We start from the raw sequence: 16,502 nt of genomic DNA on the forward strand, positions 1-16,502 counted from the left end.
CTTGCTACAGGCACAGCCTTTCGAAACCGTTAATCCGTCAGGGCCGGTGGTTCACCTCCTCCAGTCGCCACGTCCCGTCGAAGGTCAGGCGCGTTACCGACAGGGTGTCGATGGGCTGGGCGAAAGCCTCGCGCGCCGGAATGCCGAGAGCGCGCTGAACCTGGCTCAGGATCGCCCCGAAATGGGCGACGACGATCAGGTCGCCGCCCGGGACCGCGAGCCGGTCGGCCGCGGCCGACACGCGAGCCGAGAGTGCGTTCCAGCTTTCGCCGTCCGGGGGGCGCACGTCGCCGGGGGCGTCCCAGAAGGCTCGGATATGCTCGGGCGCTTCGGCCTCGATCTCGTCGTGGCGGCGCATCTCCCAGGTGCCGAAATGGATCTCGCGCAGGCCCGGGTCGTGCGGCAGGCGGCGGCGCGGCCCGCAGATTGCGTCGGCGGTCGTGACGGCGCGTGCGAGGTCGGAGGAGACGACGGCCGCGTCCGGCGGCAGGTGCGCGGCCAACCGGTCGAGCGCCGGAGTGTCGGAGAGGTCGGCCGGAAGGTCAGTCCAGCCGACCATGCCTTTGGCGTGCGTAGGACCGTGGCGCACCCACCAGAGGGTCGCGATCATGCCGGCACCGGGGGCAGCGGACCCTTCAGCGCCAGCGGCAGGCCGGCCATCACGGTCACCACGCTGTCGGCGCGTCCGGCCACCAGACGGTTGAGCCGGCCCTGCGCCGTGCGGAAGCGGCGGGCGAGCGCGTTGTCGGGCACGACGCCCGCGCCGACCTCGTTCGAGACGACGACCAAGGGACAGCGGACGCTGTCGATCGCAGCCAGAAGGCGCTGCGTCTCGGCCTCGATGTCGCTGTTCGTCAGCAAGTGGTTGCTCAGCCACAGCGTCAGGCAGTCGAGCAGGGCGATTTCGTCCGCCGCCAGCGCCTCGAGCGGGGTGACCAGGTCGAGCGGTGCCTCGACCGTGCGCCAGTGCGGGCCGCGGGCCGTGCGGTGCGCCGCGATCTTCGCCTCCATCTCGTCGTCAAAGGCCTGCGCGGTGGCCAAGTAGACCCGTTTTCCGTCCGCCAGGCCGACACACTTCTCGGCGAAATCGGACTTTCCGGAGGAGGCACCGCCTAGGACAAAAGTAACCTTTGGCAACATACGCTCGAACTTTCTTTGATCCGGTGGCGTTTGCACCGCGTAGACGTGGCGAAACATTCACGAAGGCCTGCCGCGGTAGGCAACAGCCTTGGGGGTTGTCATATGGCACTAGATGGATTTTCCGACCAGACCTTGTCTCGCCGCGCTATGCAGGCCGAACTGCTGGATGCCGAGACGGAACTGAAGCTCGCTTACGCGTGGCGCGACCATCGCGACGAGCAGGCGCTGCACCGGCTGGTGACCGCCTATATGCGTCTGGCGATCTCGATGGCCGCGAAGTTCCGGCGATACGGCGCCCCGATGAACGACCTGATCCAGGAAGCGGGCCTGGGCCTGATGAAGGCGGCGGACAAGTTCGACCCCGATCGCGGGGTGCGCTTCTCGACCTACGCGGTGTGGTGGATCAAGGCGTCCATTCAGGACTACGTGATGCGCAACTGGTCGATGGTGCGCACCGGCTCGACCTCGTCGCAGAAGTCGCTGTTCTTCAACATGCGCCGGGTGCAGGCGCGGCTAGAGCGTGAAGCCGCCGCTCGCGGCGAAACCCTGGACAGCCACCAGCTCCGCCACCTCATTTCGCGCGAGGTCGGCGTGCCGCTGCACGACGTCGAGATGATGGAGGGGCGCCTGGCCGGGTCGGACTACTCCCTCAATGCGACGCAATCGACCGAGGATGAGGGGCGCGAGTGGATTGACGCGCTCGAGGACGACGGAGAGCAGGCGTCTGAGACGGTCGCGCACCAGAAGGACCTCGGCACTCTGCGCGAGTGGCTGGTCTCGGCGATGTCGCAGCTCAACGACCGGGAACGCTTCATCGTGCGCGAGCGGAAGCTGCGGGACGATCCGCGGACGCTGGAATCCCTCGGCACGGAACTGGGCCTGTCGAAGGAACGGGTGCGCCAGCTCGAGGCCGCGGCCTTCGGGAAGATGCGCAAGAGCCTGGAGAACCAGTCGCGGGAAGTGCACAACTTCCTCGTCTGATGCGGGTGATCTCGGCGCTCGTTCTTCTCGCTTCGGCGGCTGACGCTGGTTATGCGGAGAAAGTAGTCCCTGGCGACGTCGGCTTTGGGAGCGCCGATGTCGTCCTGATGGGTGAGCTTCACGACAACCCGTATCACCATGGGGCTCAGGCCGAATGGGTGGCCCGGATGAAGCCGGAAGCCATAGTGTTCGAGATGCTGACGCCGGAGCTTGCCCTGAGGGCGGGGCAACATCTTGGCAATCCGGCCGTTCTGGGCGCGATGCTCGAATGGGAAGAGCGTGGGTGGCCGGACTTCGCGATGTACGCGCCGATCTTTGGTGCAGCGCCTGACGCTGCGATCTTCGGCGGTGGCGTCCCGCAGGGTGAAGCCCGTGCCGCGGTGGCAGAGGGCGCGGCGGCTGTGATGGGCGGTGCGGCCGACGTCTTTGGTCTGTCCGCGACATTGCCCGAGGCGGAGCTCGAGGCGCGCGTCGAGGAGCAGGCCCAGGCGCATTGCGGTGCGCTGCCCGAGGACCTTCTTCCCGGCATGGTCGAGGCACAGAGACTGCGCGATGCCGCGCTGGCGCGCGCCGTGCTCGCCGCGATGGCCGAAACCGGCGGGCCGGTGGCGGTCATCACCGGCAACGGCCACGCCCGGCGTGACCGCGGAATCCCGCAGGCGCTGGAGGCGGCGGGGGCGGGGCTCGACATCCTCTCGATCGGGCAGTTCGAGGACGCGCCGGAGGACGAGCCGCCCTTCGACCTGTGGACGGTAACGCCCGCGGTGGATCGTGGCGATCCGTGCGCGCCGCTGCGCTGAGGCTTGTGCCGGGCCGCCGCGCTTTCTAAACCTGCCGGAGCGGCGAGGGGGCGAGTATGCTGGCGGGCAAGCACATCCTGTTGATCATCGGCGGCGGTATCGCCGCGTTCAAGTCGCTCGACCTGATCCGCCGCCTGCGCGAACGTGGGGCGCAGGTGACGCCGGTTCTGACCGAGGGCGGCGCGCAGTTCGTCACGCCTCTCTCGGTCTCGGCCCTGGCGGGGCGCAAGGTGTTCCGGGACCTCTGGGACCTGACCGACGAGGCCGAGATGGGCCATATCGAGCTGTCGCGGGCGGCCGACGTGGTGGTCGTGGCCCCGGCCACGGCCGACCTGATGGCGAAGATGGCGGGCGGGCATGCGGACGACCTGGCCTCGACCCTGCTGATGGCGACGGACAAGCGCGTGCTGATCGCCCCGGCCATGAACGTCCGGATGTGGGAACATCCGGCGACGCAGCGCAACCTGTCCACGCTGACCGGCGACGGCATCCTGAAGGTCGGGCCGAAAGAAGGCGACATGGCCTGCGGCGAATTCGGCCCGGGCCGCATGGCCGAACCGCTCGAGATCGTGGCCGCCGTTGAAGGTGCGCTGGGCGGCGGGCCACTCAGGGGCCGGCGGGTGATCGTCACCTCGGGTCCGACGCACGAGCCGATCGATCCCGTACGCTACATCGCAAATCGTTCGTCCGGGGCGCAGGGCACGGCCATCGCGCAGGCTCTGGCGGCGCTGGGCGCCGAGGTCGTGTTCGTCACCGGTCCGGCGCAGGTGCCACCGCCGCGGAACGTGCAGCTGGTGCCGGTCGAGACGGCGCAGGAGATGCTGGAGGCGGTGCAGACGGCACTGCCCGCCGACGCCGCCGTGTTTGCCGCTGCCGTGGCCGACTGGCGCGTGGCCGAGGCGGCAGACCGGAAGATCAAGAAGACGCCGGACACGCTGCCCTCGCTCGAGTTCGTGGAGAACCCGGACATCCTCGCCACGGTCTCGGGTCTCTCCGAGGGCCGGCCGCCTCTGGTCGTGGGGTTCGCGGCCGAGACCAACGACGTGGTCGAAAATGCCACCGCGAAGCGCGCGCGCAAGGGATGCGACTGGATCGTGGCGAACGACGTCTCGCCCGGCACCGGCATCATGGGCGGACGCGAAAACGCGGTGACGCTGATCACCCCGGACGGGGCCGAGGCGTGGGAGCGCGCCGGAAAGGACGTGGTGGCGGCGCGGCTGGCCCGCCGGATCGCGGAGGCGCTGACATGATGGTTTGCGCGTTCGCGGAGCGGCAGGCCTCTTGCGTGGAGGTGTCAACGAGGCGCGGTCCGGAGGTTCTGTCATGACCCCCGAGGTGCTCGTGCTGGTCGAGGACTGGGCCGACCCAGCGGTGGCGCTGCCGTCCTACGCCACGGCGGGCGCGGCCGGGGCAGACCTGCGCGCCAACTTTCCGCCGGATCAACGTGCGGGCGTCACCCTCGCCCCCGGCGAGCGGCGGCTGGTGCCCACGGGCCTGCGGGTGGAGATCCCCAAGGGGTTCGAGATGCAGGTGCGTCCGCGCTCGGGGCTCGCGCTGAAGCACGGCGTGACGCTGCTCAACACGCCGGGCACCATTGATGCCGATTACCGGGGGCCGCTGGGCGTGATCCTGGTCAACCTCGGCGCCGAGCCGTTCCAAGTCGTCCACGGCGAGCGCATCGCGCAGGCGGTGATCGCGCCCGTCGTGACCGCACGCTTCGTGACCACGCAGAACCTGGGCGAGACGGCGCGCGGAACGGGCGGCTTCGGGTCGACGGGGCGCGGCTGATGGCGCTGGTCCTCGTCCTCGCGGCGGCGATATGGGGGCTCGGGCACTTGCTGCGCGTCCCGGGCCAGGCGCGCTGGACCATGATCGCGCTGCTCTACGTCGCGGTGCTGGCGCTGAACGTCGCATTGCCCGACGGCCATCCGGCGCGCGAGGCGCTGGGCGGGTCTGCTGGCGAGTGGTTGGTGCTGGGCGGGCTGGGTGTGCTGGTCTGGCTCTATAGCCGCGGGCTGAAGCGGCTGAAGGAAAGGGTCCGGCCCGAGAACCGCAAGCCCGAGCCGGTGCCGGGCGCGTTCGCGGAAGGCGAGCTTGATCGCTACGCCCGCCACATCGTCCTGCGCGAGATCGGCGGGCTCGGCCAGAAGCGGCTGAAGGACGCGAAGGTGCTGGTCGTCGGGGCGGGTGGATTGGGTTCGCCGGCGCTTCTGTATCTCGCCGCGGCGGGGGTAGGCACGGTCGGCGTGATCGACGACGACGAGGTCGAGGCGACGAACCTGCAGCGGCAGGTGGCACACGGCGACAGCCGCATCGGCATGCCCAAGGTCTTTTCGGCCGAGAAGGCCATGCGCGAGGTGAACCCTTACGTCGTGGTCCGCCCCTATCACCGGCGTCTGAGCCAGGAGATCGCGGCCGACCTGATCGGGGACTACGACATCGTGCTGGATGGCACCGACAGCTTCGAAACGCGATACCTGGTCAACCGGGTCTGTGCCGAGAAGGGCGTGCCGCTGATCGGCGCCGCGCTCAGCCAGTGGGAAGGGCAGATCGCCACATGGGCGCCGCGGGACGGGGCGCCCTGCTACCAATGCGTTTTCCCCGAGCCGCCGGCGCCCGGCCTTGCGCCCAGCTGCGCCGAGGCGGGCGTGCTGGGGCCACTGCCGGGCGTGGTGGGCGCGATGATGGCCGTCGAGGCAGTCAAGGAGATCACAGGCGCGGGCGAGGGGCTGCGCGGGCGGATGCTGATCTATGACGCGCTTTTCGGCGAGACGCGGATGATCTTGACAAAGCGGCGGGCGGACTGCCCGGTCTGCGGAGGCTGAACCGGGAAACGCCTCAGCAGCGCGCCGCGCCTTCGACGCTTCTTGCCGGGACAGCGGGCGCAACGGTGGCACGAACCCGCCTTAGCCTCTACGTATCTGGGCAAAGGAGACGTGCATGACCAACCCCCTTCTGGCCGAGTGGACCGGCCCCTTCGCGATGCCCCCGTTCAACAAGGTCTCGGACGACGACTTCGCCCCGGCAGTCGAGACGGCGCTGGCCCAGGCGCGCGAGACGATCGCAAAGATCGCCGACAGCCCCGACGCGCCGACCTTCGAGAACACGATCGAGGCGATGGAGAAGGCCGACGCGCCGCTCAACCGCGTGCTCGGCGTGTTCTTCAACCTCGCGGGGTCCGACAGCAACGCCAAGCGGCAGGAGCTCCAGCGCGAGTTCTCTCCCATGCTGTCTGCCTATGCCTCGGAAATCTTCATGAACGAGGCGCTGTTCAAGCGGATCGAGACGCTGTGGGAGACGCGCGACAGCCTGGGCCTCGACGACGAGCAACAGAGGCTCCTGTTCCTCACCCGCCGCGGCTTCGTTCGGCAGGGGGCGCAGCTTGAAGGCTTCGCGCGGGAGCGGTTGACCGAGGTGAAGTCGCAGCTTGCCGTGCTGGGCACCCAGTTCACTCAGAACCTGCTGAAGGACGAGGCCGACTGGCACATGGCGCTGTCCGAGGAGGACCTCGAGGGTCTGCCGGATTTCGTCGTCGCCTCGGCCCGTGCTGCCGGGAAGGAGAAGGGGCTCGACGGCCCCGCGATCACGCTCAGCCGCTCGCTGATCGTGCCGTTCCTGCAGTTCTCTCCCCGCCGCGACCTGCGCGAGAGGGCCTACGAAGCCTGGACCTCGCGTGGGGCGAACGGGAGCGAGACCGACAACCGCGGGATCGCCGCCGAGGTGCTCAAGCTGCGGGAAGAGCGGGCGATGCTGCTGGGTTACGACAGCTTCGCCGACTACAAGCTTGAAACCGAGATGGCGAAGACGCCGGGTGCGGTGCGCGAGCTTCTGATGAAGGTCTGGCAGCCCGCGAAGGCCGCCGCCGACGCCGACGCCACGCGCCTGACGGCGATGATGCACGCCGACGGCGTGAACGGCGATCTGGAGCCGTGGGACTGGCGCTACTACGCCGAGAAGCGCCGGAAGGAGGAGCACGACCTCGACGAGACCGAGCTCAAGCCGTACCTGCAGCTCGACCGGATGATCGAGGCGGCGTTCTCCTGCGCGAACCGCCTGTTCGGGCTGCAGTTCGAGCGCATCGACGTGCCGCTCTACCACCCCGATGTCCGGGCGTGGGAGGTCAAGCGCGACGGCCGGCACATGGCGGTGTTCCTGGGCGACTACTTCGCGCGCGGCTCGAAACGGTCCGGCGCGTGGTGCTCGGCCATGCGCAGCCAGCAGAAGCTGGACGGCGAGATCCGGCCCATCGTCGTCAACGTCTGCAACTTCGCGAAGCCGCCCGAGGGTGAGCCGGCGCTGTTGTCCTACGACGACGCGCGCACGCTGTTTCACGAGTTCGGGCACGCGCTGCACCAGATGCTGTCCGACGTGACCTACGAATCGCTTTCGGGCACCTCGGTGGCGCGCGACTTCGTGGAACTGCCCAGCCAGCTTTACGAGCACTGGCTGGAGGTGCCGGAGGTGCTGACCAAATTCGCCACGCACGCGAAGACGGGTGAGCCGATGCCCGAGGTCCTGCGCGACCGGCTGCTGGCGGCGACGACCTACGACATGGGTTTTCAGACGGTGGAATACCTTGCCTCGGCACTGGTGGATCTGTCGTTCCACGACGACGAGTCGCCCGACGACCCGATGGAGAAGCAGGCCGAGGTGCTGGAAGAGCTCGGCATGCCGAGCGCCATCCGCATGCGCCACGCCACGCCGCACTTTGCCCACGTCTTTGCCGGCGACGGCTATTCCAGCGGCTACTACAGCTACATGTGGTCCGAGGTCATGGACGCCGACGCGTTCGAGGCGTTTCAGGAGGCCGGCGGCCCGTTCGACCCGGAACTAGCCAAGAAGCTCGAGGCGCATGTCCTGTCGCAGGGCGGTACGCGGGAGGCTCAGGACCTCTACGTTGCCTTCCGTGGCCGGATGCCGGGGGTCGAGGCGCTACTGAAGGGGCGCGGGCTGCTCGACGCCGCCTGAGCCCGTCACGTCATCGTGTCTGAGCCTGACCCTGCGTGTGCGTCATGTGACGTATGGTCAGCGCGGGCGCTTGCCGCCCGGGACCAGAGGAGGAGACACGATGAAAGCCGCAGCCATCATCACCGCCGGCGGGCTAGCGCTTGCCGGCGCCGCGCTCGCGCAGGACGCCGCGCCGTTCGGGCAGGAAGAAGACGTGACTTACGCCGCCCAGCTTTGGGACGACATGGTCGAGGCCGACCTGGCGGGGGAGGGTGCGGTGCAGTCGTTTCCGTATCCCGGGACCGATCCGCACGGCATGATGCTCGAGACCTTCTATGCCAGTGCGACCGTGGAGGGGCACACGGGCGCTCTGATCGTCAAGCGCAACTATGGGCCCGAGGGCGTGACCGTGGACCAGGTGCTGGGTGCGCCGTCCGAGCACCTTGGCGCGGTAACGGTCATGTTCCAGCGCGAGGACGGCTACGACCCCGAGACGAACAACTGGTTCTGGGCGAAGTACCTGCCGGACGGCACCCTGGACCGGAACCCGAACGACATGGCGCTGGCCGGGCTCGTCGGTAAGGGCGCGGATGCGGGCTGCATCGCCTGCCACCAAGGGGCGGGGGGCGAAGACTACCTGTTCACCACCGACGCCGATCTCGCCGTGGCGGAGTAGCGCCTACGCCTCGCGCTGGGCCAGTTCCAGGATCAGCCGGATTTCGTCGGACAATGCGCCCTCGATGGACATGCCGTCGTCGGGCAGCACGCCGGGATCCTCTTCGTGGTCCTGGAACTGGCTGCGCTCGCGCAGGAACTCCATCACTTCTTCTCCGCCGCCGCCGGCGGCCATCACCGACACCAACTTCGCCAGAACCTTCCGCTGGGCCAGCAGGCGGCCTTCCAGCGTCTCGACGCTTACGCTCATTTCGTCCCCTCCTGTCGACATCTCCAGCCGAACGCGGCGCATGCGCGGGCGTTCCGCAGGAACGGCGCGCGCGGGTCGGGCGTTCGGTCAGCAAACCACGAAGGGACGAATTGATGAGATACGGACGAAACCAGACCAAGACGCTTCTGCCCATCGCGCTCCTGCTCGGCGCGACGGCTCTGCTGGTCTATGCAGGGCGCGAACAGCGCCGCGCCGCTCGGGATCACGTGCCGCGCCCACGAATGCTGCGCGCCCCGGCGCGGCGCCCCGACGGTGTCGCCATTCGTGGCGACGGCCCCGTGCGCCAGGCGGGCCCCGAAGAAATGCGCGACCCGCCGCGCCACTGGGACCGGCAGGACGAGGCGGTGGACGAAAGCTTCCCCGCCAGCGACCCGCCGGCCAACTACTGACAGATCAGGCGAAGAGCCACAGCAAGAGCAGCAGCGCCACGACGACCACGCCGATACTGATGGCGCTGCGCTTCGTTTTCGTGTCCTTCGCCCCGCGTCCCTGCAGGTCGCTGATCGTGCCGCCGGGGCGGTGGCGTCCGGTGTCGTCGGAATGCGCCGCGATCTCGGCCGCGCGCGCACGCTCGACCTCTTCGCGCGTTGGCGGGTTGCCCGAGGCCTCGGCGTCGGTGCCCAGGGGGGCGGTCGCGGGGTCCTGGAACGGCGTCTTGTCGCCGGCCTTGCCGCTGTCGATCTCCTTGCGCAGGCGATCCGCTGTTCCCGGGGGCTCGTGATTCTTGTTCTCGTCGGCCATGGATGCTCCTCCTTCTGAAGGTCCTGTTCCCATGGCAAACCCCGTGAGGGCGCGATGTTCCGTGGCGGCGCTACACCGGGTCCTTGTGGATGATGACGTCGGCCTGCGGATAGGCGTCGAGGATCGCGCGCCTGAGCCCCGCGCCGATGGCGTGCGCCTCTTCCAGCGTCTGGCCACCGTCGAGCTCGATGTGGATGTTCACGAATATGCGGCTGCCGGCGGTCCGGGTCTTGAGGTCGTGAAAGCCCCGCACGCCCGGCCAGTCGCGGGCAAGCTCCTCGATCCCCTCGACCATCTCGGGCTCGGCGGCCCGGTCCATCAGCGCATTGAACGCCCCTATGCCGATACGGATCGCGCCGACCGCCAGCATTGCCGCCGCACCGAGCGCCACGACGCTGTCGATCGCTGTCAGACCGAAGGCGGCCGAGGCCCAGAGCGACAGGATCGCGCCGATATTGGGCACGAGGTCGCCGAGATAGTGCAGCCGGTCGGCCAGCACCACGCGCGAGCCCGTGCGCCGCGAGACACGGGTCTGCCACAGGACCAGCCCCAGCGTCAGCACGATCGAGAAGATCATGACGGCAATGCCGCGTCCCTCGGCCGCCAGAGTCGCCGGCGCGTCCGAGCCCAGGCGCATCACGGCGGCCACGGCAATGGCGATGCCGGATACGAGGATGAACACGGATTGCCCCAGTGCGGCGAGATCCTCGGCGGAGCTGTGGCCGAAGGCATGATCCTCGTCCGGCGGGCGTGCGGCGTAGACGACGGCGGCCAGCCCCGCCAGCGACACCATCAGGTCCAAGCCGGAATCGGCCAGGCTCGCCGCCACCGACAGCGACCCCGTCGCGCCGAGTGCCCAAAGTTTCGCCACGACAAGCGCCAGCGCCACCGTGGCGGAGGCGCCAAGGGCGGAGACGTTCAGTCCTGTGTGATCCGGCTGGCTCATGCGCGCTGTGCTAGCGGCAGGCGGCGCATCGGGCAAGCCGCGGGATCAGTCGCGGATCTCGTCCGGCGCCACGCCCCACAGCATCGACTTCTTTGTCCAGCCCCAGTAGCCGCCGGCGCGAATGCTGCACCAGTCCGGGATGCAGTTGTCCAGCCGCGCCACCACGCCGCGCTGTGCCACGGCGTTCACCGGGGCATCGGGCAGGGGTTTCATGCGCATCGGCACGTCGTCGCCTTCGATTAGCACCGTGCGGACCCCGGACAGGAGCGAATAGTGCATCCAGCCGCCTGCGCCGTCGCGATCGCGCACGCGGCGCCAGTGGCCGTATTCGGCGGTGATCTCCAGCGGCAGGTCGCGGCGCTTGTAGACCCAGTCGATCCGGTGCGTCAGCGACGGGCCGCGCCGCACGTTGCCCTCGCTCGCCTTCAGCGACACGAAACGCGGGATGGGAAGGTTGGTGACCGGGCCGCGTTCCTGGGCGGTCAAGGGGGCGGAGGTCAGGAGACTCGCCAGAAACACGGCGGAAAGCGCCGCGCGAAGAACCCGTTTCACTGTCATCTGCCCGCATCCGTCACGTGTGTCACGCGGCCGCCCGGGTTCGTCCCGGATCGGCGTAGGGTCCGCAGGCTTGTGCCGCGCCCCGTTCCTTGTCACCTTGCCGCAAGACCAGCGAATGGAAAAGCGGGGGGAGCGGGAACATGCCATCGGAGCGGTTGAGTGTTGTCGTCACGCGACGGTTGCCCGAGCCGGTGGAGACCCGGATGAAAGAGCTCTTCGACGTCGAACTGCGCGACGACGACGCCCCGATGCGCCGCGAGGACCTGGCCGCGGCGATGCGGCGTGCCGACGTGCTGGTGCCCACCATCACCGACACCATCGACGCTGCGCTACTGGGGCAGGCGGGCGACAAGCTGAAGCTGATCGCGAATTTCGGCGCAGGGGTGGACAAGATCGACGTCGCCACCGCCCGCCAGCGCGGCATCCTGGTGTCGAACACGCCGGGGGTGGTCACCGACGACACCGCCGACATGACGATGGCGCTGATCCTCGCCGTGACCCGCCGCATTCCCGAGGGGCTGGCGGTGATGCAGTCCGGGAACTGGACGGGCTGGGCGCCGACCGCGTTCCTCGGCGGGCGCATCGCCGGCCGGCGACTGGGCATCCTGGGCATGGGCCGGATCGGGCAGGCGGTGGCGCGGCGGGCGCGGGCATTCGGCATGCAGATCCACTATCACAACCGGCGCCGCCTTCGTCCCGAGGTGGAGGAACCGCTCGAGGCGACCTATTGGGAAAGCCTCGACCAGATGGTGAGCCGCATGGACATCATCAGCGTCAACTGCCCGCACACGCCCTCGACCTTCCACCTGATGAACGCGCGGCGGCTGAAGCTGATGAAGCCCTCCGCCGTCATCGTGAACACTTCGCGCGGAGAGGTGATCGACGAGAACGCCCTGACCCGCGGCCTGCGCTCGGGCGAAATCGCGGGCGCAGGCCTTGACGTCTACGAGCGCGGGCAGGAGATCAACCCGCGCCTGCGCGAGCTGCCCAACGTCGTCCTGCTGCCGCACATGGGTTCGGCCACGGTCGAGGGCCGGATGGAGATGGGCGAGAAGGTGATCATCAACATCAAGACCTTCGCCGACGGCCACCGGCCGCCGGATCTTGTGGTCCCGTCGATGCTCTGACCGGTCAGCCGTCCGCGCGGATGGCGCGGTTCTCGGGGTCGTAGGGGCTGTCCTCGATCACCTCGGCGTCCCACAGCCGGTCGAACATCTTCACCTGCAGCTTCGTCCCGGGGGCGGCACGGTCGGGGGCGACATATCCCATCCCGATGGACTTGCCGAAGGCGACCGAGAAGCCGCCCGAGGTCAGCCGCCCCACGCGCGTGGCGCCGTCATAGAGCGCCTCGCGGCCCCACGGGTCGGCGTCCTCAGGGCCGTCGACCAGCAGCGTCACGCACTTGAAGCGGATGCCGGTGTCGAGCATCGCTTGTTTCCCGTGGAACTCCTTCGAGGTGTCCACGAAGCGGTCCAGCCCGGCCTCCAGCGGGGTCGCGTCGCGGCCCAGCTCATTGCCGAAGGCGCGATAGGATTTCTCTTGCCGCAGCCAGTTCTGCGCCCGCGCCCCCACCAGCTTCAGCCCGTGCTTTCCGCCCGCCGCCATCAGTTGGTCCCACAGATAGTTCTGCATCTCGATCGGGTGGTGCAGCTCCCATCCGAGCTCGCCGGTATAGGCGACGCGCACCGCGCGGACCGGGCACATGCCGAGCTCGATGTTGCGCATCGACAGCCACGGGAAGCGCTTGTTGCCGAGCACGGTGTCGGGGTCGGCATCCTTCACGATCTCTTTCAGGATATCGCGCGACTTCGGCCCGGCGATGGCGAAGACGCCCCACTGGGTGGTGACGTCGTGGATGTCGATCCAGCCGAACGCGTCCCGCTTGTCCTCGGCCGCCTTGCGCAGATAGTCGCCGTCATAGGCCGTCAGCGCGCCCGAACTGATCAGGTAGTACTCGTCCTCGGCCAGCCGGACGATGGTGTATTCGGTCCGCACCGTGCCGGCGACGGTCAGGGCATAGGTCAGGTTGATCCGGCCCACCTTCGGTAGGCGGTTGCAGGTGAACCAATCGAGAAAGGCTGTCGCGCCCGGCCCGCGGACAAGGTGCTTGGTGAAGGCCGAGGCGTCGATCAGCCCCGCGGCCTCGCGGATCGCCCGGGCTTCGTCGGCGGCGTACTGCCACCAGCCGCCACGCCGGAACGAGCGGGCGGCGTGGTCGTCGAAGCCTGCGGGCGCGTAATAGTTCGGCCGCTCCCATCCGTTCACATGCCCGAACTGCGCGCCCTCCGCCTTCTGTCGGTCATAGGCGGGCGAGGTGCGCAGCGGGCGACAGGCCGGGCGTTCCTCGTCGGGGTGGTGGAGGATGTAGACGTGCTCGTACGCTTCCTCGTTCTTGCGGGCGGCGTATTCGGTCGTCATCCAGTCGCCATAGCGGCGCGGGTCGAGCGCGCCCATGTCGATCTCGGCCTCGCCCTCGACCATCAGGTCGGCCAGGTACTTGCCCGCCCCGCCCGCGGCGGTGATCCCGAACGAGAAACCCTCGGCCAGCCACATGTTGCGCAGGCCCGGGGCGGGGCCGAGCAGCGGGTTGCCATCGGGGGTGTAGCAGATCGGACCGTTGTAATCGTCCTTCAGCCCCACCTCCTCGGACGAGGGGATGCGGTGGATCATGCTCATGTATTCCTCTTCGATCCGCTCGAGGTCGAGCGGGAAGAGGTCGGCACGGAAGCTGTCGGGCACGCCGTACTCGAAGCGGGCGGGGGCGTTGCGCTCGTAAGGCCCCAAGATCCAGCCGCCGCGCTCCTCGCGCACGTACCACTTGGCATCGGCGTCGCGCAGCACGGGGTGCTGCGGGTTGCCCTCGTTCCTCCAGGCGACGAGCGCGGGGTCGGGCTCTGTCACGATGTACTGATGTTCCACGGGAATCGCCGGGATCTTGATGCCCAGCAGCTTCGCCGTGCGCTGCGCGTGGTTGCCGGTTGCGGTGACGACGTGCTCGGCAGTGATGACCTGCCGTTCCTCGGTCGGCACGAGGTTGCCGCCCTTCTCGGCCATCTTCGTCACCGTGACGCGCCACTCCGAACCAGTCCAGTCGTAGGCGTCAACTTGCCAGCGCCGCTCGACCGTCACGCCGTGCTGCCGCGCGCCCTTGGCCATCGCCATCGTCACGTCGGCCGGGTTGATATAGCCGTCCGTAGGGTGGAAGATCGCGCCCTTCAGGTCCTCGGTCCGCAGCAGCGGCCAGCGCTCGGCGATCTGCGAAGGGCTCAGCCATTCGTAGGGCACGCCGCAGGTCTCGGCGGTCGAGGCGTAGAGCATGTACTCGTCCATCCGCTCCTGCGTCTGGGCCATCCGCAGGTTGCCGACGACGAAGAAGCCGGGGTTCAGGCCCGTCTCCTCCTCCAGCGTCTTGTAGAACTTGATCGAGTAGTCGTGGATGTGGGTCGTGGCGTACGACATGTTGAAGTACGGCAGCAGCCCGGCCGCGTGCCAGGTCGAGCCGCTGGTCAGCTCGTCGCGCTCCAGCAGCATGGTGTCCCAGCCGGCCTTGCCCAGGTGGTACGCGATCGCGGTCCCGACGGCGCCGCCGCCGACGACCAGGGCTTTGACGTGAATTTTCATGGCGCGACTCCCTCGGCTTGCTGCCCCGCACTGTGTCGAACTCAGCAGGGCGCGGGGGAAGGCAGCCGACATCCTGCCGCCCGAAACCGACAGCGGGTCATTGTGAAGCGGGGGACGCCGCATTATCACATCGCAAACCGTCGAAGCCGGGGCGAACATGCAGGTCTGCCGCACCATTTCCGACATCCGCGCCGCCGTCGCGGCCTTCCGTGGCGCGGGCGAAAGCGTCGGGCTCGTCACCACGATGGGCGCGCTTCACGCCGGGCACATGACGCTCGTGGCCAATGCCCGGGCCGCCCATGACCGCGTGGTGGCCACGATCTTCGTGAACCCGACACAGTTCGGCGACCCAGCGGACCTCGAGAACTATCCCCGGACCGAGGAAGAGGACCTCGCCGCACTTGAGGCCGCCGGCATCGATGCCGTGCTGATCCCGAGCGTCGACGAGATCTATCCCGACGGCGACGAAACCATTGTCGAGACCACGCACCTTGCCAACACGCTGCACGGGCAGGTGCGGCCGGGCCACTTCCGGGGCGTGGCGACGGTGGTGACGAAGCTCTTCAACATCGTCCGGCCCGACGCCGCGTACTTCGGGGAGAAGGACTACCAGCAGCTGCAGGTCATCAAGCGCATGGTGTGCGATCTGCACATGGACCTGCGTGTGGTGGGCGTGCCGACCGTGCGCGAGCCCGACGGCCTGGCCATGTCCTCGCGCAACGTGCGCCTGTCGCCCGAGGACCGGGCGGCTGCGGTGGTCCTGAGCCGCAGCCTCGACGCCGCCGCGCAGCACGCGAAGGAGGGGGCGACCGTGGCCGAACTCGACCGCGTGATCCGCGACACGATCAACGCCGAGCGGCGCGCCGAGCTCACGGCGGTGGACATCGTCGCCCCCGGTACGCTTGCGCGCGTGGAAGGCCCCGTGACCGCTCCCGTCGCCATCATGATCTCGGCCCGCTTCGGCGACGTCCTTCTCATCGACCAACGCGAGGTTACTCCATGAGCACCGAACCCCAGAAGCCCGTCCGCCGGATCACCGTGCCGCAGATCGCGGCGCGGAAGGGGGGCGAGCCGATCGTGTCGCTCACCTCGTACCACGCGCACACCGCCGCCATCGTCGACCGCTACGCCGACTTCATCCTGGTGGGCGACAGCCTCGGGATGGTGATGCACGGGATGGAGACGACCATCGGCGTGCCGCTCGACCTGATGATCATGCACGGGCGCGCCGTGGTGCGGGGCACGAAGCGGGCTCTGGTGGTCGTGGACATGCCCTTCGGCACCTACGAGGAAAGCCCGCAGGTGGCGTTCCGCAACGCCGCGCAGATCATGAAGGAAACCCAGTGCGGCGCTGTGAAGCTGGAAGGCGGCGCGCGCATGGCCGAGACCATCCGCTTCCTGACCGAGCGCGGCATCCCGGTCATGGCCCATATCGGCCTGACCCCGCAGTCGAGCCACACCATGGGCGGGTTCAAGACCCAGGGCCGCGAAGAAGACAGCTGGCCCGCGCACGAGGCCGACGCCAAGGCCGTGGCCGAGGCGGGGGCCTTCGCGCTGGTGCTCGAAGGGATGGTCGAGCCGCTGGCGGCCAAGATCACGAAGCAGGTGGCGATTCCCACCATCGGCATCGGCGCCTCGGCCGAATGCGACGGGCAAATCCTGGTGCTCGAGGACATGCTGGGCCTGAACCCGAAGCCGCCGAAATTCGTGAAGGTCTATGGCCGGCTCGGCGAAGAGATCGAGAATGCCGTGCGCGGCTATGCCGAGGACGTGCGCGCGCGCAGCTTCCCGACCGACGACCAGACCTACCGCTGAGGAACGC

18 protein-coding genes are annotated in these 16,502 nt (G+C 68.7%); 11 read left to right on the forward strand and 7 right to left on the reverse strand.

The genetic code is table 11. The features are described 5' to 3' along the window. Positions 1-37: 37 nt before the first annotated feature. The gene (locus BM162_RS16330) at positions 38-607 is read right to left on the reverse strand and encodes a histidine phosphatase family protein (protein ID WP_439332839.1); all 570 of its coding nucleotides are present in this window, start codon (positions 605-607) and stop codon (positions 38-40) included. Beyond that, on the reverse strand, positions 607-1,197 hold the full coding sequence (gene cobU / locus BM162_RS16335) for a bifunctional adenosylcobinamide kinase/adenosylcobinamide-phosphate guanylyltransferase (protein ID WP_342741176.1): 591 nt from the start codon (positions 1,195-1,197) through the stop codon (positions 607-609). Before cobU ends, BM162_RS16330 begins: the two co-directional genes overlap by 1 nt. Positions 1,198-1,242: 45 nt before the next feature. On the opposite strand from cobU, the gene BM162_RS16340 reads away from it, so the two are divergent. From BM162_RS16340 to BM162_RS16370, 7 genes are all read left to right on the forward strand, one after another. Continuing rightward, complete coding sequence (locus BM162_RS16340; protein ID WP_093424333.1) at positions 1,243-2,121, forward strand: RNA polymerase factor sigma-32; 879 nt, start codon at positions 1,243-1,245, stop codon at positions 2,119-2,121. Then, on the forward strand, positions 2,121-2,921 hold the full coding sequence (locus BM162_RS16345) for a ChaN family lipoprotein (protein ID WP_093424335.1): 801 nt from the start codon (positions 2,121-2,123) through the stop codon (positions 2,919-2,921). Before BM162_RS16340 ends, BM162_RS16345 begins: the two co-directional genes overlap by 1 nt. Positions 2,922-2,977: 56 nt before the next feature. Further along, positions 2,978-4,171: a bifunctional phosphopantothenoylcysteine decarboxylase/phosphopantothenate--cysteine ligase CoaBC gene (gene coaBC / locus BM162_RS16350; protein ID WP_093424338.1), complete on the forward strand. Its 1,194-nt coding sequence runs from the start codon at positions 2,978-2,980 to the stop codon at positions 4,169-4,171. A gap of 73 nt (positions 4,172-4,244) precedes the next feature. Then, on the forward strand, positions 4,245-4,709 hold the full coding sequence (gene dut / locus BM162_RS16355; protein WP_093424341.1) for a dUTP diphosphatase: 465 nt from the start codon (positions 4,245-4,247) through the stop codon (positions 4,707-4,709). Beyond that, entirely contained in the window at positions 4,709-5,746 is a 1,038-nt protein-coding gene (locus BM162_RS16360; protein WP_093424343.1) for a HesA/MoeB/ThiF family protein, read from the forward strand. Before dut ends, BM162_RS16360 begins: the two co-directional genes overlap by 1 nt. Positions 5,747-5,861: 115 nt before the next feature. Continuing rightward, complete coding sequence (locus BM162_RS16365; protein ID WP_093424346.1) at positions 5,862-7,889, forward strand: M3 family metallopeptidase; 2,028 nt, start codon at positions 5,862-5,864, stop codon at positions 7,887-7,889. A 100-nt stretch (positions 7,890-7,989) separates the two neighbouring features. Next, positions 7,990-8,544, forward strand: a complete 555-nt coding sequence (locus tag BM162_RS16370; RefSeq protein WP_093424348.1) for a cytochrome P460 family protein — start codon at positions 7,990-7,992, stop codon at positions 8,542-8,544. 3 nt (positions 8,545-8,547) lie between these two features. On the opposite strand, the gene BM162_RS16375 is transcribed toward BM162_RS16370, so the two are convergent. Beyond that, positions 8,548-8,793 carry a hypothetical protein gene (locus BM162_RS16375; RefSeq protein WP_093424351.1) on the reverse strand — a complete coding sequence of 82 codons (246 nt, stop codon included), beginning with the start codon at positions 8,791-8,793 and terminating at the stop codon, positions 8,548-8,550. Positions 8,794-8,906: 113 nt separating this feature from the next. Here BM162_RS16375 and BM162_RS16380 point away from each other — a divergent pair, with 113 nt between their 5' ends. Then, complete coding sequence (locus BM162_RS16380; RefSeq protein ID WP_093424353.1) at positions 8,907-9,203, forward strand: hypothetical protein; 297 nt, start codon at positions 8,907-8,909, stop codon at positions 9,201-9,203. A gap of 4 nt (positions 9,204-9,207) precedes the next feature. Here BM162_RS16380 and BM162_RS16385 read toward each other — a convergent pair whose 3' ends face one another. The 3 genes from BM162_RS16385 to BM162_RS16395 form a co-directional block, all read right to left on the reverse strand. Beyond that, a complete protein-coding gene (locus BM162_RS16385) occupies positions 9,208-9,555 on the reverse strand; it encodes a hypothetical protein (RefSeq protein ID WP_093424356.1) in 348 nt (115 codons plus the stop codon). A gap of 70 nt (positions 9,556-9,625) precedes the next feature. After that, positions 9,626-10,501 carry a cation diffusion facilitator family transporter gene (locus BM162_RS16390; RefSeq protein WP_093424359.1) on the reverse strand — a complete coding sequence of 292 codons (876 nt, stop codon included), beginning with the start codon at positions 10,499-10,501 and terminating at the stop codon, positions 9,626-9,628. A gap of 45 nt (positions 10,502-10,546) precedes the next feature. Continuing rightward, positions 10,547-11,059 carry an SH3 domain-containing protein gene (locus tag BM162_RS16395; RefSeq protein WP_093424361.1) on the reverse strand — a complete coding sequence of 171 codons (513 nt, stop codon included), beginning with the start codon at positions 11,057-11,059 and terminating at the stop codon, positions 10,547-10,549. A 140-nt stretch (positions 11,060-11,199) separates the two neighbouring features. Between BM162_RS16395 and BM162_RS16400 the strand changes: the two genes are divergently transcribed. Next, on the forward strand, positions 11,200-12,186 hold the full coding sequence (locus tag BM162_RS16400; RefSeq protein ID WP_093424364.1) for a 2-hydroxyacid dehydrogenase: 987 nt from the start codon (positions 11,200-11,202) through the stop codon (positions 12,184-12,186). A gap of 4 nt (positions 12,187-12,190) precedes the next feature. On the opposite strand, the gene BM162_RS16405 is transcribed toward BM162_RS16400, so the two are convergent. Then, the gene (locus BM162_RS16405; RefSeq protein WP_093424366.1) at positions 12,191-14,680 is read right to left on the reverse strand and encodes a GcvT family protein; all 2,490 of its coding nucleotides are present in this window, start codon (positions 14,678-14,680) and stop codon (positions 12,191-12,193) included. 157 nt (positions 14,681-14,837) lie between these two features. On the opposite strand from BM162_RS16405, the gene panC reads away from it, so the two are divergent. Together panC and panB are read left to right on the forward strand one after the other, a co-directional pair. Beyond that, positions 14,838-15,683 carry a pantoate--beta-alanine ligase gene (gene panC / locus BM162_RS16410; protein WP_093424369.1) on the forward strand — a complete coding sequence of 282 codons (846 nt, stop codon included), beginning with the start codon at positions 14,838-14,840 and terminating at the stop codon, positions 15,681-15,683. Beyond that, positions 15,680-16,495, forward strand: coding sequence for a 3-methyl-2-oxobutanoate hydroxymethyltransferase (panB, locus tag BM162_RS16415; RefSeq protein WP_093424371.1), 816 nt, complete (start codon positions 15,680-15,682; stop codon positions 16,493-16,495). The genes panC and panB overlap by 4 nt, the downstream gene beginning before the upstream one ends. The last annotated feature ends 7 nt before the right edge of the window (positions 16,496-16,502 follow it).

Origin of the sequence: Tranquillimonas alkanivorans, from assembly GCF_900115595.1 — a bacterium.
GTDB lineage: Bacteria > Pseudomonadota > Alphaproteobacteria > Rhodobacterales > Rhodobacteraceae > Tranquillimonas > Tranquillimonas alkanivorans.